This window comes from Nocardia higoensis, assembly GCF_015477835.1.
GTDB lineage: Bacteria > Actinomycetota > Actinomycetes > Mycobacteriales > Mycobacteriaceae > Nocardia > Nocardia higoensis_A.
Genome location: NZ_JADLQN010000005.1, coordinates 54,485 through 76,007 on the forward strand (window position 1 = coordinate 54,485; position 21,523 = coordinate 76,007).

At 69.6% G+C, this 21,523-nt stretch carries 22 protein-coding genes and 1 riboswitch; of the genes, 7 read left to right on the plus strand and 15 right to left on the minus strand.

Features of this window, described 5'->3' with window-relative positions; genetic code table 11:
* Window positions 1-88 precede the first annotated feature (88 nt).
* Window positions 89-730: a class I SAM-dependent methyltransferase gene (locus IU449_RS22855; protein WP_195004201.1), complete on the minus strand. Its 642-nt coding sequence runs from the start codon at window positions 728-730 to the stop codon at window positions 89-91.
* Between the two features lie 277 nt (window positions 731-1,007).
* Complete coding sequence (thiD, locus tag IU449_RS22860; RefSeq protein ID WP_195004202.1) at window positions 1,008-1,853, minus strand: bifunctional hydroxymethylpyrimidine kinase/phosphomethylpyrimidine kinase; 846 nt, start codon at window positions 1,851-1,853, stop codon at window positions 1,008-1,010.
* A 90-nt stretch (window positions 1,854-1,943) separates the two neighbouring features.
* Here thiD and IU449_RS22865 point away from each other — a divergent pair, with 90 nt between their 5' ends.
* From IU449_RS22865 to IU449_RS22880, 4 genes are all read left to right on the plus strand, one after another.
* Window positions 1,944-3,092: a GTP-binding protein gene (locus IU449_RS22865; RefSeq protein ID WP_195004203.1), complete on the plus strand. Its 1,149-nt coding sequence runs from the start codon at window positions 1,944-1,946 to the stop codon at window positions 3,090-3,092.
* A 62-nt stretch (window positions 3,093-3,154) separates the two neighbouring features.
* Window positions 3,155-4,366, plus strand: coding sequence for a cytochrome P450 (locus IU449_RS22870; RefSeq protein ID WP_195004204.1), 1,212 nt, complete (start codon window positions 3,155-3,157; stop codon window positions 4,364-4,366).
* Window positions 4,363-4,953 carry a TetR/AcrR family transcriptional regulator gene (locus tag IU449_RS22875; RefSeq protein ID WP_195004205.1) on the plus strand — a complete coding sequence of 197 codons (591 nt, stop codon included), beginning with the start codon at window positions 4,363-4,365 and terminating at the stop codon, window positions 4,951-4,953. The genes IU449_RS22870 and IU449_RS22875 overlap by 4 nt, the downstream gene beginning before the upstream one ends.
* Window positions 4,954-5,167: 214 nt before the next feature.
* Window positions 5,168-5,668: a cupin domain-containing protein gene (locus IU449_RS22880; RefSeq protein ID WP_195004206.1), complete on the plus strand. Its 501-nt coding sequence runs from the start codon at window positions 5,168-5,170 to the stop codon at window positions 5,666-5,668.
* Window positions 5,669-5,802: 134 nt separating this feature from the next.
* Here IU449_RS22880 and IU449_RS22885 read toward each other — a convergent pair whose 3' ends face one another.
* Both IU449_RS22885 and IU449_RS22890 read right to left on the minus strand, forming a co-directional pair.
* Window positions 5,803-6,606, minus strand: a complete 804-nt coding sequence (locus tag IU449_RS22885) for a thioesterase family protein (RefSeq protein ID WP_195004207.1) — start codon at window positions 6,604-6,606, stop codon at window positions 5,803-5,805.
* Window positions 6,607-6,749: 143 nt separating this feature from the next.
* Entirely contained in the window at window positions 6,750-7,997 is a 1,248-nt protein-coding gene (locus tag IU449_RS22890) for a KasA/KasB family beta-ketoacyl-ACP synthase (protein ID WP_324188393.1), read from the minus strand.
* Window positions 7,998-8,036: 39 nt separating this feature from the next.
* Here IU449_RS22890 and IU449_RS22895 point away from each other — a divergent pair, with 39 nt between their 5' ends.
* The gene (locus IU449_RS22895; protein ID WP_195004208.1) at window positions 8,037-8,594 is read left to right on the plus strand and encodes a TetR/AcrR family transcriptional regulator; all 558 of its coding nucleotides are present in this window, start codon (window positions 8,037-8,039) and stop codon (window positions 8,592-8,594) included.
* Between the two features lie 12 nt (window positions 8,595-8,606).
* On the opposite strand, the gene IU449_RS22900 is transcribed toward IU449_RS22895, so the two are convergent.
* Window positions 8,607-9,038: a MarR family winged helix-turn-helix transcriptional regulator gene (locus IU449_RS22900; RefSeq protein WP_228805570.1), complete on the minus strand. Its 432-nt coding sequence runs from the start codon at window positions 9,036-9,038 to the stop codon at window positions 8,607-8,609.
* Window positions 9,039-9,092: 54 nt separating this feature from the next.
* On the opposite strand from IU449_RS22900, the gene IU449_RS22905 reads away from it, so the two are divergent.
* Window positions 9,093-9,482, plus strand: coding sequence for a PPOX class F420-dependent oxidoreductase (locus IU449_RS22905; RefSeq protein ID WP_195004209.1), 390 nt, complete (start codon window positions 9,093-9,095; stop codon window positions 9,480-9,482).
* Between the two features lie 63 nt (window positions 9,483-9,545).
* Here IU449_RS22905 and thiC read toward each other — a convergent pair whose 3' ends face one another.
* Together thiC and IU449_RS22915 are read right to left on the minus strand one after the other, a co-directional pair.
* On the minus strand, window positions 9,546-11,189 hold the full coding sequence (gene thiC / locus IU449_RS22910; RefSeq protein WP_195004210.1) for a phosphomethylpyrimidine synthase ThiC: 1,644 nt from the start codon (window positions 11,187-11,189) through the stop codon (window positions 9,546-9,548).
* A riboswitch (TPP riboswitch) is annotated at window positions 11,182-11,309 on the minus strand. It overlaps the preceding gene by 8 nt.
* Window positions 11,310-11,409: 100 nt before the next feature.
* Window positions 11,410-11,880 (minus strand): VOC family protein, encoded by a 471-nt coding sequence (locus IU449_RS22915; RefSeq protein ID WP_195004211.1) that lies wholly within the window; start codon window positions 11,878-11,880, stop codon window positions 11,410-11,412.
* 98 nt (window positions 11,881-11,978) lie between these two features.
* Here IU449_RS22915 and IU449_RS22920 point away from each other — a divergent pair, with 98 nt between their 5' ends.
* Window positions 11,979-12,725 carry a TetR/AcrR family transcriptional regulator gene (locus IU449_RS22920; RefSeq protein ID WP_195004212.1) on the plus strand — a complete coding sequence of 249 codons (747 nt, stop codon included), beginning with the start codon at window positions 11,979-11,981 and terminating at the stop codon, window positions 12,723-12,725.
* Between the two features lie 276 nt (window positions 12,726-13,001).
* Here IU449_RS22920 and IU449_RS22925 read toward each other — a convergent pair whose 3' ends face one another.
* From IU449_RS22925 to IU449_RS22960, 8 genes are all read right to left on the minus strand, one after another.
* Window positions 13,002-15,260: an MMPL family transporter gene (locus IU449_RS22925; protein ID WP_195004213.1), complete on the minus strand. Its 2,259-nt coding sequence runs from the start codon at window positions 15,258-15,260 to the stop codon at window positions 13,002-13,004.
* 138 nt (window positions 15,261-15,398) lie between these two features.
* Window positions 15,399-15,929, minus strand: a complete 531-nt coding sequence (locus IU449_RS22930; protein WP_195004214.1) for an OsmC family protein — start codon at window positions 15,927-15,929, stop codon at window positions 15,399-15,401.
* A gap of 187 nt (window positions 15,930-16,116) precedes the next feature.
* Window positions 16,117-17,391, minus strand: coding sequence for a cytochrome P450 (locus IU449_RS22935; protein WP_324188394.1), 1,275 nt, complete (start codon window positions 17,389-17,391; stop codon window positions 16,117-16,119).
* On the minus strand, window positions 17,392-18,663 hold the full coding sequence (locus IU449_RS22940; RefSeq protein ID WP_195004215.1) for a cytochrome P450: 1,272 nt from the start codon (window positions 18,661-18,663) through the stop codon (window positions 17,392-17,394).
* Window positions 18,660-19,205 (minus strand): GTP-binding protein, encoded by a 546-nt coding sequence (locus IU449_RS22945; protein ID WP_416382234.1) that lies wholly within the window; start codon window positions 19,203-19,205, stop codon window positions 18,660-18,662. Before IU449_RS22945 ends, IU449_RS22940 begins: the two co-directional genes overlap by 4 nt.
* Window positions 19,206-19,272: 67 nt before the next feature.
* A complete protein-coding gene (locus IU449_RS22950; RefSeq protein ID WP_067852123.1) occupies window positions 19,273-19,638 on the minus strand; it encodes a DUF742 domain-containing protein in 366 nt (121 codons plus the stop codon).
* Complete coding sequence (locus IU449_RS22955; protein WP_195004217.1) at window positions 19,635-20,084, minus strand: roadblock/LC7 domain-containing protein; 450 nt, start codon at window positions 20,082-20,084, stop codon at window positions 19,635-19,637. The genes IU449_RS22950 and IU449_RS22955 overlap by 4 nt, the downstream gene beginning before the upstream one ends.
* Complete coding sequence (locus IU449_RS22960; protein ID WP_324188395.1) at window positions 20,081-21,499, minus strand: ATP-binding protein; 1,419 nt, start codon at window positions 21,497-21,499, stop codon at window positions 20,081-20,083. The genes IU449_RS22955 and IU449_RS22960 overlap by 4 nt, the downstream gene beginning before the upstream one ends.
* Window positions 21,500-21,523 lie beyond the last annotated feature (24 nt).

Below are 21,523 nucleotides of genomic sequence, written 5' to 3' on the forward strand. Positions count from 1 at the left end.
CCACAGCGACCGGCTGCCCTGGTCACCACATCGCCGCACGCGGTGATCCGCGTGCCCGCTTCACCGGCATGCGAATGGTGCGGCCTGGTCAGCGATCGGATTCGGCTGCCGGTCGGCGCAGGCGAAGGACCGTGTCGGCCCGGGTGCCGACCTGCCCTTCGGGACCGGTCATTTCCTTTTCGACCCGTTCGTTCGTCTCGACCGACCACGGCCCATAGGGATCGAGAAGCGCGAGGGTGCCCTCGATGGTGGGGAATTCGAAGATCGGCGGCTCGGTCATCCAGCTCGGCCAGCCCGCGTGCCCCACGATCAGGAACACCCCGCCCGGCGCGACGGCCTCGGCCGCGCGGAACATGATCGAGTCACGCTCGCCGGGCGCGGCCACCGGGGAGTGCAGGAATTGCGCGGAGACCAGGTCGAAGGTGCCCTCGGGGAAGGTCTCGATCAAGTTGTGCCGGACGAAGGTGATGCGGTCGGCGACCTCGGCGTCGGCGGCGTGCTTCGCGGCGCGTTCGAGCGCGGTCGCGGAGATGTCGGTGGCGGTGACCCGCCAGCCGCGTTCGGCCAGCCAGATCGCGTCCGCGCCCTCACCGCAGCCGAGGTCGAGTGCGGTGCCGGGGGCCAGCGCGTCGGCCTCGCGGGCGAACAGGGGGTTCACTTTGCCCGACCAGACGTTGTCGCGTTCTCGGTAGAAGTCTTCCCAGAACTGTTCGGGTGTGGGCTCGGCCATCGTTGCTCCTCGTCACGTGGGACTGATCATGACGATGGTGCACGCACCCGGTCATAGGCGGCAAACAAAGTTGCCGATTCGGCAAAGATGGTCGGCACGGCCGTGGAGAAGGCCCGACCGGTCCCCGGGAGGCGGGGTGATGCCGGTCGGGCGAGGTGTAGTCGTCGTCACGCGTGGAACGCCGGTGTTCCGTGGCCGCGCCGTTGCGGTGGGTGGCGGCGACTGGGTTCAGTATCGCGCTCGGGTCCGACAGGTTCGCCGCACCCGCGAGGCGTGATCAGGACTGGTGCAGCCGCCAGAGCGGGGACACCGGGCCGTGTCCGGCGCCCAGGTCGTAGGCGGCGGCCAGGCAGCGACGGGTCCATTCCTTGGCGAAGGCGACCGCGTCGGGCACCTGGTAGCCGTGGGCGAGGGCGCAGGCGATGGCGGCGGCCAGGGTGTCGCCGCCGCCGTGATCGTTACCGGTGGCGATCCGTGGTGCGGTGAACTCGTGGAAGGCATGTCCGTCGAACAGCAGGTCGGTGCTGACCTGGGAAGACCGGAGATGTCCGCCCTTGACCACCACCCAGCGCGGGCCGAGCGCGTGCAGGGCTTCGGCGGCCTTGCGGGCGGTGGCGTGATCGGTCACCTCGATGCCGGTGATCAGCCTGACCTCGTCGAGATTCGGCGTCACCACAGTGGCCAGCGGGAACAGGGTGTGACGGACGGCGTCGAGCGCTTCCTCGTGCAGCAGCGGATCGCCGTGCATGGAGGCCGCGACCGGATCGACCACCAGCGGGGTCGGACCGTCGCCGCCGATGCCGACCTCCTGGCACACCTCGGCGACCGCCTCGATGATCGACGAGGACGCGAGCATCCCGGTTTTGGCGGCCTGGACGCCGATGTCCCCGGCCACCGAACGCACCTGGTCGGCCACCACGTGAGGCGGGATCTCGTGGAAACCGCTGACGCCCACCGAGTTCTGCACGGTCACGGCGGCCACCGCGACGAGCGCGTGCACGCCGCACAGCGCCATGGTCCTGGAATCGGCCTGGATGCCTGCACCACCGCCGGAGTCGGTGCCTGCGATGGTGAGGACGCGGACCGGGGTCTGTCCTTCGGCGGGGAGGGGCAGCAGTTTCACAACACGCACACTACGGTCTCGCCGACGGCTCGGGGGCAGCCGGTCGGACCCGAGATGCGGCCGTAAATGAAAACGATTATCGTTTATGTCATGACCGAATCCGCGAGTCTCGCGCCGCTCCCCGTCACCGTTCTCTCCGGCTTCCTCGGAGCGGGCAAGACCACGCTGCTCAATCACATCCTGGCCAATCGGGAAGGCCGCCGCGTCGCGGTGATCGTCAACGACATGAGCGAGGTGAACATCGACGCCGCCCTGGTCGCGGGCCAAGGCCACCTCGATCGCACCGAGGAGAAGCTGGTGGAGCTGACCAACGGCTGCATCTGCTGCACCTTGCGCGAGGATCTCGTCGAATCGGTCGGCAGGCTGGCGCGCGAGGGGCGCTTCGATCAACTCGTCATCGAGTCGACCGGCATCTCCGAGCCGATGCCGGTGGCGGCGAGCTTCGAGTGGGAGTTCGAGGACGGGTTCCGGCTCGGCGATATCGCCCGGCTGGACACGATGGTCACCGTGGTGGACGCCTCCACCTTCCTGGCCGAGGTGGTGCGCGGTCAGGCGTTGGCAGAGCGTGACCTGCAGGCGGGCGAGGGCGACGAGCGCACTATCGCCGATCTGCTCGTCGATCAGGTGGAGTTCGCCGATGTGCTGTTGATCAACAAGACCGACCTGGTGAGCGAGTCCGCGGCGGGGACCGTGGAGGCGACCGTGCGCCGAATGAATCCGCGCGCCCGGGTGCTGCGCACCGAACGCGGCCTGGTCGAACTGTCCGAGGTGCTGGGCACCGGCCGCTACAGTCCGCTGCTCGCGGCCGAAAGCGAAGGGTGGGACGAGGAATTGGCGGGCGGTCACGTTCCCGAGACCGAGGAATACGGAATCCGCAGCGTCACCTACACCGCCGCGCGCCCCTTCCATCCGGCGCGGCTCGCCGAAGCGCTGGAGCAGATGCGGGGGATGTTGCGCAGCAAGGGATTCTGCTGGATCGCCAGTCGCGGTGAGTTCGCGGCAGTGTGGTCGCAGGCCGGGCCGAACCTCACCTTCGAACCGGCCGCCTGGTGGTCGCAACTGGATGGGGCGCCGGGGCAGGAGATCGTCTTCATCGGGGTGCGGCTCGACGGGGAACGGGTGCGCGCACTCTTGGACGCCGCATTGCTCGGCGACGACGAGTTCGCGGCGGGGCCTGCCGAATGGGCGGACTACGAGGATCCGTTTCCGGCCTGGGGTGAGTTGCACGAGCACGCGTGAGGGGGCACCGACTCGAGGGGCCGATGCTAGACAGATCGTGATATCTGTCTTACCGTCGAAACATGTTGCCTCAGCAGTCTCGCACCTTTCGGTTGTGCACCAGCGCCACCTGGGCCGCCCCGTGGTCCATGTACGCGGCCTTGCGTGAGCACGACCCGGTGCACCACGTGGTTCCCGAGGACAGACCCGAGAACGACTACTGGGTGCTCACCCGGCACGCGCACGTCGTCGCCGCGGCCCGCGACACCGCGACGTTCTCCTCCCGCGACGGCCTCACCGTCGAATACGGCGAACTGGAGCAGATCGGGCTCACCGCGAATCCGCCGCTGGTCATGCAGGACCCGCCACAACACACCGAGTTCCGCACGCTGGTGGCGCGCGGGTTCACGCCGCGCCGGGTGGAGACGCTCGAGCCGATGGTGCGCGCTTTCGTCCGCGAGCGGCTGGACCTGCTCGCCGACGGCGGCGACATCGTCGAGACCCTGTTCAAACCACTGCCGAGCATGGTCGTCGCGCACTATCTCGGTGTGCCGGAGGAGGATCGGGCCAGGTTCGACGGGTGGACCGACGCCGTGGTCGCGGGCGGCGTCGACAGGACGAACGAGCACGCCAGAGCGGCGTCGATGGAGATGGTCGGCTACTTCGCCGAGTTGATCCGGCGCAGGCGCACCGAGCCCGGCGACGATACCGTCTCGCTTCTCGTCCGAGCGGGTCTGGGCGCCACCGACGAGGACGTGAACGGCTTGGTCCAATTGCTCGCCTACACCTGGACCATGGTCGCCGGCGGCAACGACACCACCACCGGCCTGCTCGGCGGGGCGGTCCAGCTGCTGCACGCGAATTCGCGCCAACGTGACGCGCTGACCGCCGACCCCGGCCTGATCCGCCCCGCGATCGAGGAGTTCGCCCGGCTCACCTCTCCGGTGCAGGGGCTGGCGCGCACCACCACGCGCGAGGTGGAGATCGAGGGCGTCACGATCCCCACGGGCCGTAAGGTGCTGCTGGTGTACGGCTCCGCGAACCGCGACGAACGGGTGTTCGGCCCCGATGCCGCCGACCTCGACCTCACTCGCAATCCGCAGCACATCCTCACCTTCGGTCACGGCCCGCACCACTGCCTCGGCGCGGCCGCCGCCCGGATGCAGGCTCGGGTCGCGATGGAAGAACTGCTCGCCCGCTACCCCCGCTTCACCGTGGACGTCGACGCCGTCGAATACGCCGACGGCCCCTACGTGCGCCGACCCACCCGAGTGCCGTTCCGGAGCGCGGCATGAGCGGCGACTGGCTCGCCGGTCAGCGCACCGAACTCGCCGCCGACCGCATTCTCGACGCGGTGCGCGGGCTGTTCCTGGAACGTGGCGTCGAGGGGGTGACCGGGATCGGCATGGCCGAGGTGGCGGCCGCCGCCGGGTGCTCCCGTGCCACGCTCTACCGGTACTTCCCGAACCGGCAGGAGCTCTTCGTCGCCTTCGCCGGGCGGGAGGCGCGGCGCGTCGTCGCCCGGGTGTGGCGGGATCGCGCCACGGCGACCGACCCTGCCACCGCCCTGCTCGACACCCTCACCGCGATCCTGGCCGAAGTGCGCGACACCCCGCATCTGGCTGTCTGGTTCCGGCCGGTGAACGCCGGTGTCGTCGCCCAGTTGGCCGACTCGTCGACCGTCGTCGAGGAACTGGCCCGCGACTTCGTCGCCGCGCTGCGGCCCGATCTCGACGCGCCCGCCGCGCGCAGGCTCGGCCGATGGACCGTGCGGGCGGTGGTCTCGCTGCTCACCATGCCCGCACCGGACGCCGATGAAGAGCGGGAGATGCTGCGCGCCTTCGTTGTTCCGTTTCTGGTGGACGAACACATCGCTGTGTGAGCGTGGCTGACGCGAGAACGGTGAGTCGCGCTGTGCGTTGGCGCGGCGGGCAGGAGGACGACTACCGTCCGTCCCTCGTCGCACGAGCGGATTCGACTTCCGAACGGTGGGGCCTGCGACCGCGCCTGTCTGTCACACCTGGAGTGCATGCGTCGTCATCTCGGCGACCCACCATGATCCGGCGCGAACGGCGCTCTGAAAACAGGAGTCACCGATGACCAGCACCACGCAGCACCCGGCCCCCGTTCTCGTCCGGTCCGAGAACGCGGCGACGCTTCAGGACGGCGCGCTCAGCCTCATCACGCTGCTCGCCGACGCAGGGCAGACCGGCGGAGCGCTCACCGCCAACAAGGCGACATTGGCGAAGGGCTCGCCCGGAGCGCCCGCGCACTTCCACACCAAGGCCACCGAGATGTTCCTGGTGCTCGAGGGTTCCGCGCGGTTCCTGCTCGGAGACGAGGTGATCCGGCTCGGCCGGGGCGACTTCCTGACCGTGCCGCCCTCCGTGGCACACGCCTTCGCTCCGGCGCCCGACGCCGAAGCCGAACTGCTCGTGGTCTTCACCCCCGGCATACACCGCTTCGACTACTACCGGTTGTTGGAGCGGGTCTACCGCGGCGAGGCGACGGTGCAGGAGATCCGCGACAGCTCGGAGCTGTACGACAACCATTACGTGGACAGTCCGCTGTGGCGGGACGAACTCGCGGACAGGTGATCTCGCGCGCGTCGATCGTCCGCGGCTCAGCGCCGAGGACGTACTTTCCGTGCGCGCCGGAACTACCGGAGTTCGCCTGGCGGTGGACGCCGGGGGCGTGCGCCGGCGACCGGCCTGCGTGCTGAATTCCCCGGTCAGCGCGGGCCGAGGAAGAGGGTTTGGGTGCTGCGGCCGAGTGGTCCGTGTTCGTCGAAAAGCGCCGACTCGGCCAAGCCGATCCCACCGGGCTGCGGGTGGGTAACCGCGTCGAGGCAGACCCATTCGCCGACCGGCTGGCGGTGCAGAGTCACCGTGAGGTCGGTGTTGATGAACAGGTACTTCGACCAGTCGAGCACGGCGCTGACGCCGTTGCCCGAGTCGGCGGCGGCGAGGGTGCGTTCCAGCGGGCTGGGGGTGGTGCCCGCGACGATCGGGTACTTCAGCCTGACCCAGCACACCGCGGGGCCCGGTTCGGCGAAAGATCCTCGGTGGAAACGGTATTCGATGCCGGTGTGGAATCCGATCGCTTGCAGGGAGGGGAATGGGGTCGGCGGCGGCGTGGTCTCGGGCCGGGGACGGCTGCCGGTGGGCCGGAACTCCTCGGGCACGTCGAGGTCGGGATCGGCCCGACGGAAACGCCACGCGTTGGCCTTCATCACCGGGCCACGATCGGCGGACAGCCTCGCCTCGAGCAGTTCCACGCTGCGGCCAGGCCTGGTGACCCTGGTCTCGACGGTGAGCGGAGCCAGCGGCACCGGGCCGAGGATCTCCACCGCGACCCGGCCGATCCGGAAGTCCTCGCGGGGTTGGCAGCGCTCGAGCGCGTGGCCGATCAGGGCCGACGGCGGGCCCGCGTGCTGGGCGTCGGGGGACCACGGCCCCCGGGTGAGCTCGGTGGACAGGAAACGTCCCGGCTGGTCGGGGTCGGGCAGGTAGAAGGCCTCGGGTGTCTCGCTCATGGTCGTTTCCGTCCATCGGGCCGACGGAGACCGCCGGTCACGGATAGTTCGTTCGGCAAACGATTCTGCCACCACCCATCCGGACCGGCTGGTGGCAGCGCCCGTGTGCTCGACGGCTCGATGATATGGCCGGGATGAGGTGGTCAGCCGCGGCCGAAGACCAAGGCGACGTTGTGGCCGCCGAATCCGAAAGAGTTGTTGACGGCGTAGTCGATCCGTTGCTCGCGTGGCTTGTCGGCGACGATGTCGAGATCGATCGCCGGGTCCGGGTGATCGAAGTTGAGAGTAGGCGGGACGATCTGTTCGCGCAGTGTGAGGACGGTGAGGGCGGATTCGAGGGCGCCTGCCGCGCCGATGGAGTGGCCGAGCGCGGATTTCGGGGCGTAGACCGAGGCATGCGGGAGGACGGCGGTCAGAGCCGCGGCTTCGGAGGCGTCGCCGAGAGGGGTGGAGGTGGCGTGGGCGTTCGCGTGGGTGATGTCGGCGGGGGTCAGGCCTGACGCGCGGATGGCCTGGCGCATGGCGCGCGCCGCGCCGTCGCCGGTCGGATCGGAGGCCACGATGTGGTGGGCATCGGAGGTGATGCCCACGCCGAGGAGCCTGGCGTGGATCTTCGCTCCGCGGGACCGCGCGTGTGCTTCCGATTCGAGGAGGAGCAGGGCGCCTGCCTCGCCGAAGACGAAACCGTCGCGATCGGCGTCGAAGGGGCGCGATGCCCGTTCGGGTTCGTCGTTGCGGGTGCTGAGTGCGCGCATCATGGCGAAACTCGCGATCGGGACGGGATGCAGGTGGCCCTCGACACCGCCGGCGACCACCAGGTCGGCCGCGCCGTCGCGGATCAGCCGCCAGCCCTGCGCTATCGCCTCCGAGCCCGAGGAGCACGCCGACACGGGGGCGAAAACACCCGCTTTCGCGCCTGTCGCGAGACCGACGGTCGCGGCGGGACCGTTGGGCATGATCATCGGCACCGCCAGCGGCGAGACCTTCCGGTAGCCACCCGCCCGCATGGCGTCCACGGCGTCGACGAGCGCGTCGCCGCCACCGAGGCCGGTGCCGATCGCCACCGCGAGGCGCTCGCCGTCGACCTGCGGTGCGCCGGCGGCCGCCCAGACGCGCCTGCTCAATACCAGTGCCAGTTGTTCGACATAGGAGAGCCTGCGCTGTTCCAGCCGGGTGAGTCCCTCAGTGGGCCGCCGCGCGAGCCGGCCGCCGATCCGCACCGGCATGTCGTGTCCGGCGGTGAAATCGGCGTCCAACGGCCCGATGCCGCTGCGGCTTTCGAGCAGCGCCGACCAGGTCGCGTCCATGTCGTCGGCCAGGGCGGTGGTGGCCGCGTAGCCGGTGACGACGACGGATGCGCCGGGAGTTTGTGAAGCGATCGCTACAGTCACGATCACATGAATACCTGTAGCGATCGGTACAGTCAATGCATGGCTCGTCCTCTCGACCACGTGCGTCGTGCTGAACTGCTCGCAGGCGTCGTCGGCTATATCGCCGAACACGGACTCGCCGAACTGTCGCTGCGTCCGCTCGCCGCGCGACTCGGGACCAGTTCGCGCATGTTGATCCACTACTTCGGCACGAAGGAGGAATTGCTGGTGCAGGCGCTGGCCACCCAGCGGCCGGATCTGTCCGCAGTCTTCGCCGACGTCGCCGACGCGGCGGACTTGCGCGATCGGCTGTGGAAATTCTGGCGGTCCAATGCCGATGGTGCGGAATCCACGAGCGTTCGGGTGATGCTGCAGGTGCTCGGCGCGGCCTGCGCCACCGACGGGCCGTTCCGCGACTATGCCACCGAGGCCATCGCGGCGTTCATCGGAGCCCTCGCGGCGGCATTGTGTCGGATCGAGTCCGTGGACGATCCGGAAGTCGTTGCCACGCTGCTTGTTTCCGGCTTGCGGGGTGTTCTGCAGGATCGCTTCGTCACCGGGGAGGTGGAGCGCACCGATCGTGCTGCTCTCCGGCTGATCGAGACCGTTCTCGGCTGACTCGCGGTTGGTTCAGTCGACGTCGCCTCGGACGGCGGTCGCGAATCGGGCCAGCAGTTCGCGTAGGGTCTCGCGTTCGGCGGCGGTGAACGCGTCGGCGATGCGGCGTTCGATCGCGGCCGCTCGGCGGTCCGCGGCGTCGAAAGCCGCGCGCCCGGCTTCGGTCAGGCGGGTTTCGAGGACGCCGCGGTGCCAGGGGTGCGGGGTGCGTTCGACGAAGCCGCGGTCTCGGAGGTTGCGCAGGACCACGGTCATGGCCTGAGGGGTGACCAGGCAGGCGCGCGCGAGAGCCGCCGCGGAGATGCCGGGGTTGTCGGCGAGGGCGAACAGCGCGGCGTACTGCGGGACGGTGAGCGGTTTGACCGCCTCGTGCTTGGCGGCCATCAGTTCCTGCTCGGCTCGCTTGAGGTCGAGGCCGAGTCGTTCGTGCGCGGGCATGCCCATGACAGTCAAGAGTAGGGCTGATATAAAAGCTTTGATGGTTATCAAGGCTTGGAGATGTGCATGATTCCCGACAGTCACGCCGATCTGTTGACCCGCCCGCTGTTCGCGCACATGGGCACGCTCAACCCCGACGGCACGCCGCAGGTCACGCCGGTCTGGCAGGTATGGGACGGTGAGTTCCTGCGGTTGACCACGACCACCGACCGCGCCAAACACCGCAATGTCGACCGGAATCCGGTGGTCGCGCTCAGCATCAACGACCCCGAGCAGCCCTACCGGTACCTGGAGGTGCGCGGTGTGGTGGAACGGGTCGAGCCCGACCCGGAGGGTGAGTTCTTCGATGTGCTCGCCCGCCGCTACGGGCTCGACTACGACAAGCCGGTCGGCGATCACCCGCGGCGGGTGGTCATCGTCGTCCGGCCGGTACACACCACATACCAGTAGATCCGGCCGGGATGCGCGGCCCGGGCTCGGTGCGATGGCCGAAACCCGAGGCCGCGCAGTCGATTACGATACGACCGGGAGGTAGACCTGCCCGCCCGCGTCGGCGAACTCCGCGGACTTCTCGGCCATGCCCGCTTCGATCGCCGCCACGTCGGTGAGGTTATGGGTCTCGGCGTATTCACGGACGTCGGCGGAGATGCGCATCGAGCAGAACTTCGGGCCGCACATGGAGCAGAAGTGCGCGGTCTTGGCGGGCTCGGCGGGCATCGTCTCGTCGTGGTACTCCCGGGCGGTGTCGGGGTCCAGCGACAGGGCGAACTGGTCGCGCCAGCGGAACTCGAAGCGCGCCTTGGACAGTGCGTCGTCGCGTTGCTGGGCGTGTGGGTGGCCCTTGGCGAGGTCGGCGGCGTGGGCGGCGATCTTGTAGGTGATGACGCCGGTCTTCACATCGTCGCGGTTGGGCAGGCCCAGGTGCTCCTTGGGGGTGACGTAACAGAGCATCGCGGTGCCCGCCTGGGCGATGATGGCCGCGCCGATGGCCGAGGTGATGTGGTCGTAGGCGGGCGCGATGTCGGTGGCCAGCGGGCCGAGGGTGTAGAAGGGGGCCTCCTCGCAGAGTTCTTCCTCGAGGCGGACGTTCTCCACGATCTTGTGCATGGGCACATGGCCCGGACCCTCGATCATCACCTGCACGCCATGGGATTTCGCGATCTTCGTGAGCTCGCCGAGGGTGCGCAGCTCGGCGAACTGGGCCTCGTCGTTGGCGTCGGCGATGGAGCCGGGGCGCAGACCGTCGCCGAGGGAGAAGGTCACGTCGTAGCGGGCCAGGATCTCGCAGAGTTCCTCGAAGTGGGTGTAGAGGAACGATTCCTGATGATGGGCCAGGCACCAGGCGGCCATGATGGAGCCGCCGCGCGAGACGATGCCGGTGACGCGCTTGGCGGTCAGCGGCACGTAGCGCAGCAGCACGCCCGCGTGCACGGTCATGTAGTCGACGCCCTGCTCGGCCTGCTCGATGACCGTGTCGCGGTAGATCTCCCAGGTGAGAGCGGCCGGATCACCGTTGACCTTCTCCAGCGCCTGGTAGATCGGCACCGTGCCGACCGGGACCGGGGAGTTGCGCAGGATCCATTCGCGGGTCTCGTGGATGTTCTTGCCGGTGGACAGGTCCATGATGGTGTCAGCGCCCCAGCGGGTGGCCCACACCATCTTCTCGACTTCCTCGGCGATCGAGGAGGAGACCGCCGAGTTGCCGATATTGGCGTTGATCTTCACCAGGAACTTCTTGCCGATGATGGTCGGCTCGAGTTCGGGGTGGTTGTGGTTGGCGGGGATGACCGCGCGGCCCGCGGCGACCTCCTCGCGCACGAGCTCCGGCGTGACACCCTCGCGGGCGGCGATGTACCGCATCTCATCGGTGACGATGCCCGCGCGGGCCCAGGCCAGCTGGGTCCGGGGTCCCTCGACGGACGGCTTGGCCCAGCCGTCGCGCAACTTCGGGAGTCCGGCCTCCAGGTCGATGACGGCGTCGTCGTCGGTGTACGGGCCGGAGGTGTCGTAGACGTCGAAGGTCTCGCCGTTGCTGAGGTTGACGCGGCGCACCGGGATCCGGAGATCGTCGACCTCGAGGTAGTGCTTGACGCTGCCCTCGATCGGGCCGGTGGTGACGGTGTCGACGGGCGCGTTCGTGCGATCGGCCGATGCCATGGTTGTTCCTCCCTACGCCGGCATTACCCGGTCAGGTTCATACGGTCGACGGCCCTGACCGCCCGCGATCGGGCTAGCCGTCCTCTCAGCCCGCTGGTGCGAGCCCCCGTTGGTGATGAAATTGTGGTGACGAGTTCGTCCGGGCACGACCATACCCGTCGTCGTGCCCGGCCTGCCCGGCGAACCGGCAAATTCGCCGGAAGGAACAACCGATGTGTGATCAGCCGTTATAGGCTTCCTGGAGGGTCTTCAGGTCGATCTTCTTCATGGCGAGCATGGCCTTGGTGGCGCGGTCGACGGCGGCCGGATCGCCGGTCATCAGGGCGTCGGCCGCGGCGGGCCAGATCTGCCAGTGCACCCCGTAGCGGTCGGTGAGCCAACCGCACTGGATCTCCTTGCCGCCGTCGGCGAGCAGTGCCTCCCACAGGTGGTCCACCTCCTGCTGGTCGGCGCAGTTGATCAGCAGGGACATGGCGTGGGTGTACTGGAATTCGCCGCCGCCGTTGATGGCGGTGAAGCGCTGGCCGTCGAGTTCGAAATCCACCGTCATCACCGCACCCGGTTCGCCCATGCCGGATTCGCTGTAGCGGGTGATGCCGGTGATGCGGGAGTTGGGGAGGAGCGAACAATAGAAGTTCGCGGCCTCTTCGGCGTTGCCGTCGTACCAGAGGTTCGTGACGATCTTCTGCATGCGGGGAACTCCTGTCCGTGTTGAGAGGGCCTTTCCAGTACCGACGAGTCGCGGCGACGGAATTCATCGTCTCGGCGCCGACGCTATTGTTGATCTTCGTGTCCTGCGACGATTCCGCCGCGCGGCCCGGCGGCCCGGCGGCAGACGACCTGCGTCGAGCGCTGCTCGACGCCGCCCTGGAAGTGCTCGCCGAACAGGGATTCTCGCGGACCACGCGGGAGCAGGTCTGTGCGCAGGCGGGGCTGGCGCCATCGGATTTCGACGCCAGGTTCGACGGGGTGACCCAGTGCTACGAGGCGCTGCTCGACGAGTTCGCGGTGCGGGTCAGGGGCCGGGTGAGCACGACGGCCCTGCGGCAGGCCGACCGGCCGTTCGGCGAGCGCGGACCGGCGATCGTGGCGGCGTTCGTGCATACGCTCGCCGAGGATCCCCGCCTGGCGCGGGTGGCGTTCGGGGAGGTCGCCGAGGTGCCCTCGTCGGTGCGGCGGCAGCGGCGGACGCATCGGCGCTGGGCGGCGGCGTTCCTGGACACGCAGTGGCCTGCCGAACCCGAGGCGGGCGAACGCGCGAGCCGCCGCAGGTTCGCGGTCGCGATGGCGACCATCGGCGGGATGTTCGAACTGGTCGCCGACTGGTCGCGGCATCAGGCGGAAGAGAATTTCGGTCCGGCCGCCGACTGGCCTGTCGAACTGGGCGGTGGCGCCGGGACGGCGCTCTCCCACGGAGGACGAGGCGACGAGCGCGGCGGAGGCGGCGGAAACAGCTGGGCCGCGCAGGCATTGATCGATGACCTGACCGAGTTCGTCGGCGTGGTCTATGCGGGGCGGGTCGCGGCCCGGAGGTGAACCCGAGCGCTCGCCCACGGCCTGCGGCCATACCCGGGGCGCGTCGGTCGAGGATCAGTACCAGGTAGTCCGCGCGCTCGGTGCGTCCGGGTCAGCGAGCGCGCACCGTGCCGCCGGACAGGCACCGCCTTGCGCTCCGGTGCGCGAGCTTCCGCCGCGCACCGGCCTCGGCGGTCCGGCCGCGGGTGCGGTCTCACCGGCCGCGTCCGGCGAGCGTGTCGCTGGGGCCGCGGCAGGGGTCACCTCGGCGAGCGTGTCGCCGACGCCGCGGCGGGGTCACTTGCTCAGCGAGACGGCTTCCGGCTCGGTCACCTCGTTCGGGGCAGGAGGCTCCTCGGCTTCGTGCAGGCCGAAACGGGCGTGCAAGGCGGCCAGCGGCTTCGGCGCCCACCAATTGGCGGTGCCGAGCAGACGCATGAGGGCGGGCGCGAGCAGGCCGCGGATCACCGTGGCGTCGCTGAGCACGGCCAGTGCGCAGCCGATGCCGAACAACTTCATGGCTGTCACGCCGGAGGTGGCGACCGCGAAGAAGACGATGCTCATGAGCAGGGCGGCGGCGGTGAAGATGCGGCCGGTGCGGGCCACGCCCATGGCGACGGCGTGGGTGTTGCCCTCGGCGGTCTTCGGCCCGGCCAGCCATTCCTCCCTGATGCGGGAGAGCAGGAACACCTCGTAGTCCATCGAGGCGCCGAAGGCGATGCTGAACATCAGGATCGGCATGGACAGGTCGAGGTTGCCGGTCGGGGTGAAGTCGAGCAGACCGGACAGGTGGCCTTCCTGGAAGACCCACACCATCGCGCCGAAGGTGGCGGCCAGCGACAGCATGTTCAGGGCCAGCGCCTTGATCGGCAGCAGGAGGCTGCCGGTGAACAGGAACAGCAGCACCAGCGTGGTGAGGGCGATCAGGACGGCGGCCAGCGGCAGGCGTTCGCCGATGGCGGTGAGGGAGTCCTGGTTCAGGGCGCCGGGGCCGCCGAAGAGGGTCTGGCCGGGAGCGGGGATCTCGCGCAACTGGGCGAGTTGGTCCTTGCCCGCGCCGGAGTAGGGGTCGATGCGGGTGCCGACGGAGACGAACGCGCCGTCGCCGGAGATCATGCCGGGCAGGGGCGCGGCCACTTTCATGCCGTTGAGGTACACGCCCGCGCCGGAGAGCACGGCGGGCACGTCCGGGACCTTGGACAGAGCCGCGGCGTAGTCGCCGATCTCCGCTACCTCGCCCGCGAACCCCGGCAGCGCGATGAGGACGCTGGTGGCCATGTCGGCCTGGAAGTTCGCGCGCAGTTCGTCGCCGACCTCCCGGCTCGGCGCGGCGGACAGCGCGCGATCGTCCGGATAGCCGAACTGCGCGCCGAGGAACGGGGAGCCGACCAACAGCAGCAGCACGGTGGTCAGCAACGCGATGGGGATCGCGCGGCGCATCACCGCGATCACCCAGCGGTACCAGAAGCTGCGGTCGGCGGGGACTGGAACGGGTTCTTCCCTGCCGAGCAGTCTGCGGACGCCCGCGCGCAGATCCCAGGCGTTGACCCGGTCGCCGAGCAGTACCAGCATGGCGGGCAGCACGATCACCGCCGCGGCGGCGGCCGCGCAGACCACGGCGACACCCGCGTAAGCGAAGGACTTGAAGAAGTACTGCGGGAACACCGCCAGCGCCGCCAGCGAGAGCGCCACGACCAGGGCGGAGTAGACGACCGTGCGCCCGGCGGTCTGCACCGAACGCACCACGGCGGCAGCCGGATCCAGGCCGCGGGCCAGTTCCTCGCGGTAGCGGCTCACGATGAACAGGCTGTAGTCGATGGCCAGGGCGAGACCGAGCGCGGTGGTCATGTTCAGCGCGTAGATCGAGACGTCGGTGACCACTGTCAGCGTGCGCAGGATGCCGAGTGCGGCGACGACCGCGAACAGGCCGATGGCCACCGGCATGGCGGCCGCGACGACACTGCCGAACACCAGTACCAGCAGCAGCGCGGTCAGCGGGACGGCGATGGCCTCGGCGACGATCAGGTCCTTGCTGATCTGGGTGTTCATGTCGGCGAAGGCCGCGCCGAGGCCGCCCGCGCGGACGGTGACGCCGTTCTCGCTGGTCTGCACCTGCTCGCTGATGCGGTCGGCGCGTTCGGTGAGTTCGGAGTCGTCGCCCGCGATATAGGCGATCACCAGGGCGCTCTTGCCGTCCTTGCTGCGCAGGGCGGGGGCCAGGTCGGCGCGCGTCGTCCAGTACGACTGCACGCCGCTGACCTCGTCGAACTGCGCGAGCCGGGCGACGGCCTGCTCACCCGCGACTCTGGCAGCGGGGGAGTCGGCGCCGTCGGGAGCGGTGACCAGCAGGATGTAATTGGTTGCGCCACCGGGGAAGTGGTCGCTGAGGAAATCGCCCGCGCGGACCGACTCCAGCTCTGCGGTGACGAATCCGCCCGCCTTCATGTGGCTCGCCGCGCTCGCGCCGAAGGCACCGCAGGCCAGCATCACCAACAGCGCGGCCGCGAGTACGACGCGCGGTCGCGTGGTGGCGAACCGAGCGAGAGTGGTCAGCATCGACGCGAACTCCCCATCCGAAGAAACGTTTCCTCGCACGGTAAACCGTACGGTCGTCCGAGCAGAATCCGGTTACTCCGTGATGCTGACCACGTTGCTCACCGAGGGTGAGATCGGTCACCTGTCGACCGATGGTGTTCAGACCCCGACGGTGACCAGGGTCGTAACCACAGGGGTCACATTGCGGGTGAGATCGAGCACGGGGCAGTGCGCGTCCACAGCCTGCTGGAGTTCGAGGTATCGCTCCCGCGACTCCGGGCCGGTGATCTCGACCCGCACCCGCACCGCACCGAAGCCGGGGCGCACCGCGTCGTCGAAACCGAAGAAGCCGCGCACGTCCAGATCCCCCTCGGCGGTCGCGCGGATATCCTCGACCGCGATGCCGAGCTTGTCCGCCCACACTCGCCAGGTGACCACCTGGCAGGACAGCAGCGAGGCCAGGTAGTACTCGACCGGGTTGGCCGCGGTGTCGGCGCCGCCGAGCGCAGGCGGCTCGTCCACCTCGATCTGGAAGCGGCGCGCGGTCACGGTGCTGGCCACGGCGTCGTGCGCGGTGGCGGATGCCTTGAAGACGACGGCGGCCTGGGACGCGTCGGCGGTCACCGCGTCGTGGTTGGCGGCGGTCACCGCGCCGAGCGCGGAGGTGGACGTGCTGGTGGAGGCGGTCATGCGCGAACTCCCTCGAAGACGCGGGGACCGGTGCGAGGCACCGGGACTGACGCGTCGACAGTAGGTTCGCACCCGCCGCCCGCTGGGCGCGCGGAGCCGCGGGAGAGCCGCTGACCTGCGCGGAGGGGTTGTGTTCCGGCTGAGCGAAACGTCATCGTCCGCCCGGCCGGAAACGAACCGCGGTGGGTCAGGCGCTCAGGTGCACCGGGAACTGAGCGAGATCGTTCTGGGTGAGCACCGGCATGTTCACGATCTGCTCCACCGGCACCGCCAGGCGCAGGCCGGGGAACCGCTCGAACAGCGCGGGCAGCGCGATACCGGCTTCCAGCCTGGCCAGGGCCGCGCCGGGGCAGATATGCGGGCCGTGGCCGAAGGAGATGTGCCTGGTGGCGGTGGCGCGGGTGATGTCGAAGGCGTCCGCGTCCTCGCCGTGCACCTCGGTGTCGCGGCCGATCGCGCGGTAGGAGATGACCACGCCGGAGCCCTGCGGGATCACCGCGTCGCCGAGGTCGATGTCCTCGGTGGCGAAGCGCATGAGCAGGTGGATGACCGGGCCGTCGAAGCGCAGCGTCTCCTCGATGGCGGTCTCCCAGGACATCTCGCCCGAGCGCACGAGCGCCAGCTGATCCGGGTGGGTGAGCAGCGCGCGCACCGCGGCCAGGATCAGGTTGACGGTGGTCTCGTGACCGGCGGCGACCAGCGCCTTGAGGTTGCCGATCACCTCCTCCTCGGTGAGCGGGGTCTCCTCGTCGGTGGAGTAGATCAGCGCGGAGGTGAGATCGTCGCCCGGCTCGGCGGTCTTGCGGCGCACCATCGCGGTGAAGTACTCGTCCATCAGGTCGATCACCTTCAGGCGCTCGTCCTGCGGGGTCATGATCGAGAAGAACGCCTTGTACCAGTCGAGCAGCATCTTCTGGTCGGCGCCCGGAACGCCCATCAGCTCGCCGATCACCCGCATGGGCAGCGGGTAGGCGAAGATCTCCTTCAGGTCGACGGCCTCGCCCTCGGCGGCGGCGCGCTCGAGGTCGTCGAGCAGTTCGGCGACGTACTGCTCGATGCGGGGCTTCAGCGCGTCGAGGCGACGGCGGGTCAGCGCCTGGGTGGTCTTGATCCGCAGCCTGCGGTGCTCGGCGCCGTCCACGGTGAACATGGAGCGGTCCACGTCGATCATGCCGATCAGCGGCCACTGCCTGGTGACCGCGCCGGAGGTCCACAGCGACCAGGAGTTGATGTCCTTGACGAGCCTGGGATCGGTGAGCAGTTGCCGGGCCAACGTGTGCCGGGTGACGGTGTAGGCGGGCACGCCGAGCAGGTCGATCTTCGCCAGCGGGCCCGACTCGCGCAGCAAGCTGGTCTCGCCCGCCAGATTCGAGATCATCGGATCGATGACGATGGTGTCCGTGTCGTGCGGGCCGCCGGAGCTGTCACCGGCGTGATCTGGGTCTGTGTGCGGGCAACTCACTTAGAAACCTCCGACAACGGGAACCGGTGTGTAGCGGACGGGCACACTGCTCAGACCGCGCAGCCACGGGTTGGGCTTGCGGACGAGCTCGTGCTCGGGGACGGCGAGATCGATGTCGGGCAGGCGGTCGAGCAGCACTTCGATGCCGGTCCGCGAGATGACCTCGGCGATCTGCTGCGCGGGGAACGGGCAGCGGAATTCCCCGTGGCTGAAGGCGAAGTGCGCGCTGTTGCCCGCCTGCGCCGGTTCGGGCCCGTCGCCGAGCTGCTGGCGCACGTGCGGATCGGAGTTCGCGGCCCCGAGTCCGAGCAGCAGCATGTCGCCCGCCCGGATCACCTGGTTGCCGAGCCTGGTGTCGCGGGTGGCCCAGCGGCCGGCCAGGATCTGGGTCGGCGCTTCCTCCCACAGCACTTCGTTCATGGCCTGGCCGATGCTGTGCCTGCCGCCGCCGAGCGCCGCGGCGAACCGGTCGTCGACGAGCATCAGCCGCACCGAGTTCACCAGCCAGTCGGAGGTGGGCAGGTAGCCCGCCGCCGTGATGGCCATCAGGTTGTGGATGTACTCCTCGTCGGTGAACGGCGCGGGGTAGTTCAGCATGCGGGTGACGATGTCGTCACCGCCGCGGGTCTTGGCCTGTGCGAGCAGCCGCGCCATCAGCTCGTAGAACCGCACGTGCGCGGCCTGGGCGTCCGCCCCGCCCATGGACAGCGCGCGCATGGTCCACGCCAGCAGCGAGCCGTCCTCGGCGGCGAAGCCGAGCGTCGAGGCCAGCGCGAGCAGCGGCAGGGGCTCGGCGTACTCGGCGACGAGGTCGGCCCGGCCGCGTCCGCAGAACGAGTCGATCAAGCGGTCGGCGATGTCCTCGACGGTGCGACGCAGGGCGAACGGATCCACCCCGTCCAACGCGGCTTCCACCATCTCGGAATGGCGGCGGTGCTCGGCGCCGACGGTGTAGTAGATCGAGGGCACCGGCATGCCGACCATCGGGCGCAGCGGCCAGTCCTCGGGGACGTTCGGCCACTGGTTCCAGCTGTCGGACTTGCGGTTGAACAGCTCGGAATCGCTGGTCACCTGGTGCAATTCGCGGTAGCCGATCACCAGCCAGGCCGGGAAACCGCCGTAGAGCTCCACCGGAACCACCGGGCCGCACTCGCGACGGACGCGGGCGTAGAGACCGTAGGGGTCGGAGAGGAACTCGGGGCCGTCCAACGGCACCGCACCGGGATGAGCGGGGCAGCCTGACCAGGCGGTGGCCTGTTCGGCGGAATTCACGATCGAACTCCGTTCGCCTGCGCCCGGGTGTAGAGCTGCTCGACCAGCGTCACCAGCACCTGCTTGGACGACTCGCGCGAGCGGGCATCGCAGTCCAGCAACGGCACGTCCGGATCCAGATCGAGCGCGTCGCGCACGTCGTCGAGTTGGTGGGGGCCGCCGCCGAAGTTGTTGCAGGCCACCACGAAGGCGGTGCCCTGGCTCTCCAGCCGGTCGATGGCATACCAGGAGTCGGAGATCCGGCGGCGATCCACCAGCACGATCGCGCCGAGCGCGCCGCTGAACAGCCGGTCCCACAGGAACCAGAAGCGCTGCTGGCCCGGCGCGCCGAACAGGTAGAGCACGTTCTCGGAGTCGATGGTGATGCGGCCGAAGTCGAAGGCGACGGTGGTCGTCGATTTGCCGGGCGCGCCGGTGAGATCGTCGATGCCCACGCCCGCGTCGGTCATGGTCGCCTCGGTGTCCAGCGGGCGGATCTCGCTGACCGAACGGACCATGGTGGTCTTGCCCACGCCGAACCCGCCGACGATGACGATCTTCAGGCCCTGGCTCGCGGTGCCGAGCAGTGGTGCGTCGGAACGCAGGGGCGCGGCCGTCGCGATCGATGTGTTAGAGACTGCGGAGTCCAACAAGCACCTTCTCGAGGGTGGTGGAGTCGAGAACCAGGTGGTCGCCGAAGCGCCCGGCTCGTGGATGACGCACGGTGATCTTGCCCGCCGCCAGCAGGTCGGAGAGCAGCACCGTGGTGATGCCGACCGGCAGCCGCAGCTCGGCCGCGATCTCCACCACCGAGGTGGGGGATCGGCAGATGCGCAGGATCGCCGCGTGCTCGGAGGGCATACCCGGCGCGGGCTCGGATTCGCTGACCACCAGGGTCACCAGATCGAAAGCGTCCGTGTCGGGTTGGCTGCGGCCACCGGTGAGCGTGTACAGCCGGTCGGGGCTGTCGTCGCGTCCCGGTCTGGGTCTGCTCACGACCGCGACGCCCCGGCCGCCCGCGGTGCGGCCACTCGTGGGGCGGCCACTCGCGGGGCGGCGGTGAGCTGATCACCGAGCTGCTCGACGAGTTCGCGCATGTTGTGCCCGATCAGGCCCGCGTCGGCGTCCTCGTCGGCGAGCACGGCCAGATGCGCGCCGAGACCGGCTTCGACGATGAACAGGATGCCGCCGTAGAACTCGGTCATCGACTGGCGCACACCGCTTCTGCCGTCGCCGAACTCGGCCGAGGCGCCGTGCGCGAGTGACTGGATGCCCGCGGCGATGGCGGCCAGCTGATCGGCCTTGTCGATGGTCAGTTCCGGGGTGTGGCAGATCTTCAGGCCGTCACCGGACAGCAGCAGCGCGTGCCGGGTCTGCGGGGTCCGCTGTAGCAACTGCTCGAGCAGCCATCCGAGCTCGGCGGGGGTGGTCGAAGAGGTCATCGATCGTTCTCCAGGGCGACGGGCGGGGACGGGGGGACGTGGTCCTGGGCGTCACGCCCGGTGAACGCCCGTTGGAAGGCTCCCAGTGCGGCGGGCCGCGTGGGTGGCGACGTCGGCTCCTGGGCGGCCCGCAGGGTGGCCGAACCCGGGGAGCGTTTCTCGACGAGCCCCTCGGGATGGGCCGCGGCCAAGGTCTGACCGCGTTTGCGCTTGGGCAGCGGCGCGTCGTCGCCGATCAGCCGCACGGTCGTGGACTCCTGGCGGGTGTCCGGCGCGGGCGCGACGGCGATGGGCGGGGCGACCGGAGCCCGCACCACGGCGGGGGTGTGGGCGCTGTCGAGCTGGGCGATGAGTTCGCGCGGGACCACCACGACCACCGCGGTGCCGCCGATGGCCGAGGGGCGGTAGGAGACGGTGAGGCCGTGCTTGCGGGCGAGGTGACCGACGACGGCCAGGCCGAGGCGGGTGCCGGTGAGGGCGGCGAGGTCGGCTTCGGCCTGGGTGTTGCCGTCGCGACCGCTCGACACCGCGAGTTCGGCCCGGCGCAGCGCGGATTCGCCCATCACCAGGCCGCTGTCCTCGATGGTGACGATCACGCCCGCGGGCACCTCGGCGGCGTAGACGTGCACCTCGGTGGTGGGCGGGGAGAAGTTGCAGGCGTTGTCGAGCAGCTCGGCCAGCGTGTGCATCACGCCCTCGGCGGCGTGCCCGGCGACCGCGATCTCGGCGATCGCCCGCAGCCGCACCCGCTGGTAGCCGGCGACCCGGCCCATCGCGCCGCGCAGGATCGACTCCATGCTGATCGGCTTGGCCCAGCGCCTGCCCGAGCGCGCGCCGCTGAGCACCGCGATGGAGTCGGCGAGGCGCCCGGCCTGCGCGGTGCGGTGGTCGAGCAGCAACAGGTCGGCCAGCACCTTGGGGTCGTCGTGGCGATGTTCCATCTCGCGCAGTTCGGCCAGCATGCTCGTGGTCATCGCCTGGATACGGCCCGCGGCGCCCGCGAAGGCGGCCAGCGCGGCGGTCCTGCGATTCTCGTCGCGGCGGGCCACGTCGATCGCCCGGGAGGTGGCGGCGCGCTCGTCGGCCACCATGGACTCCATTGCGGCGCAACGGTTCTCGGCATCGTTGCGCCGGTGCTCGGCCTCGGCGGCCCTGGCCTCGGCCGCGGTGACGGCGCGCGCGTTCACGGCGGCCTTGCGGCGGAACCACAGGGCGGCGAACACCGCGATCGTCAGCAGCGCGCCGACGACGGCGATGCCGATGGTGAGCGGTAGGCGCGCCGACCCCCCGGTGAGCAGGTAGGCCGCGACGGCCGATCCGGCGGTGACGGCGATACCCAGTACCGGAACCACTGCGAGGGCCGCTCGCCCGGGAACCGTCTGTTCGTCTGCCGACGGATTCGATGAATCTGACACGCCCTGCACTTTCACGCTCACGGG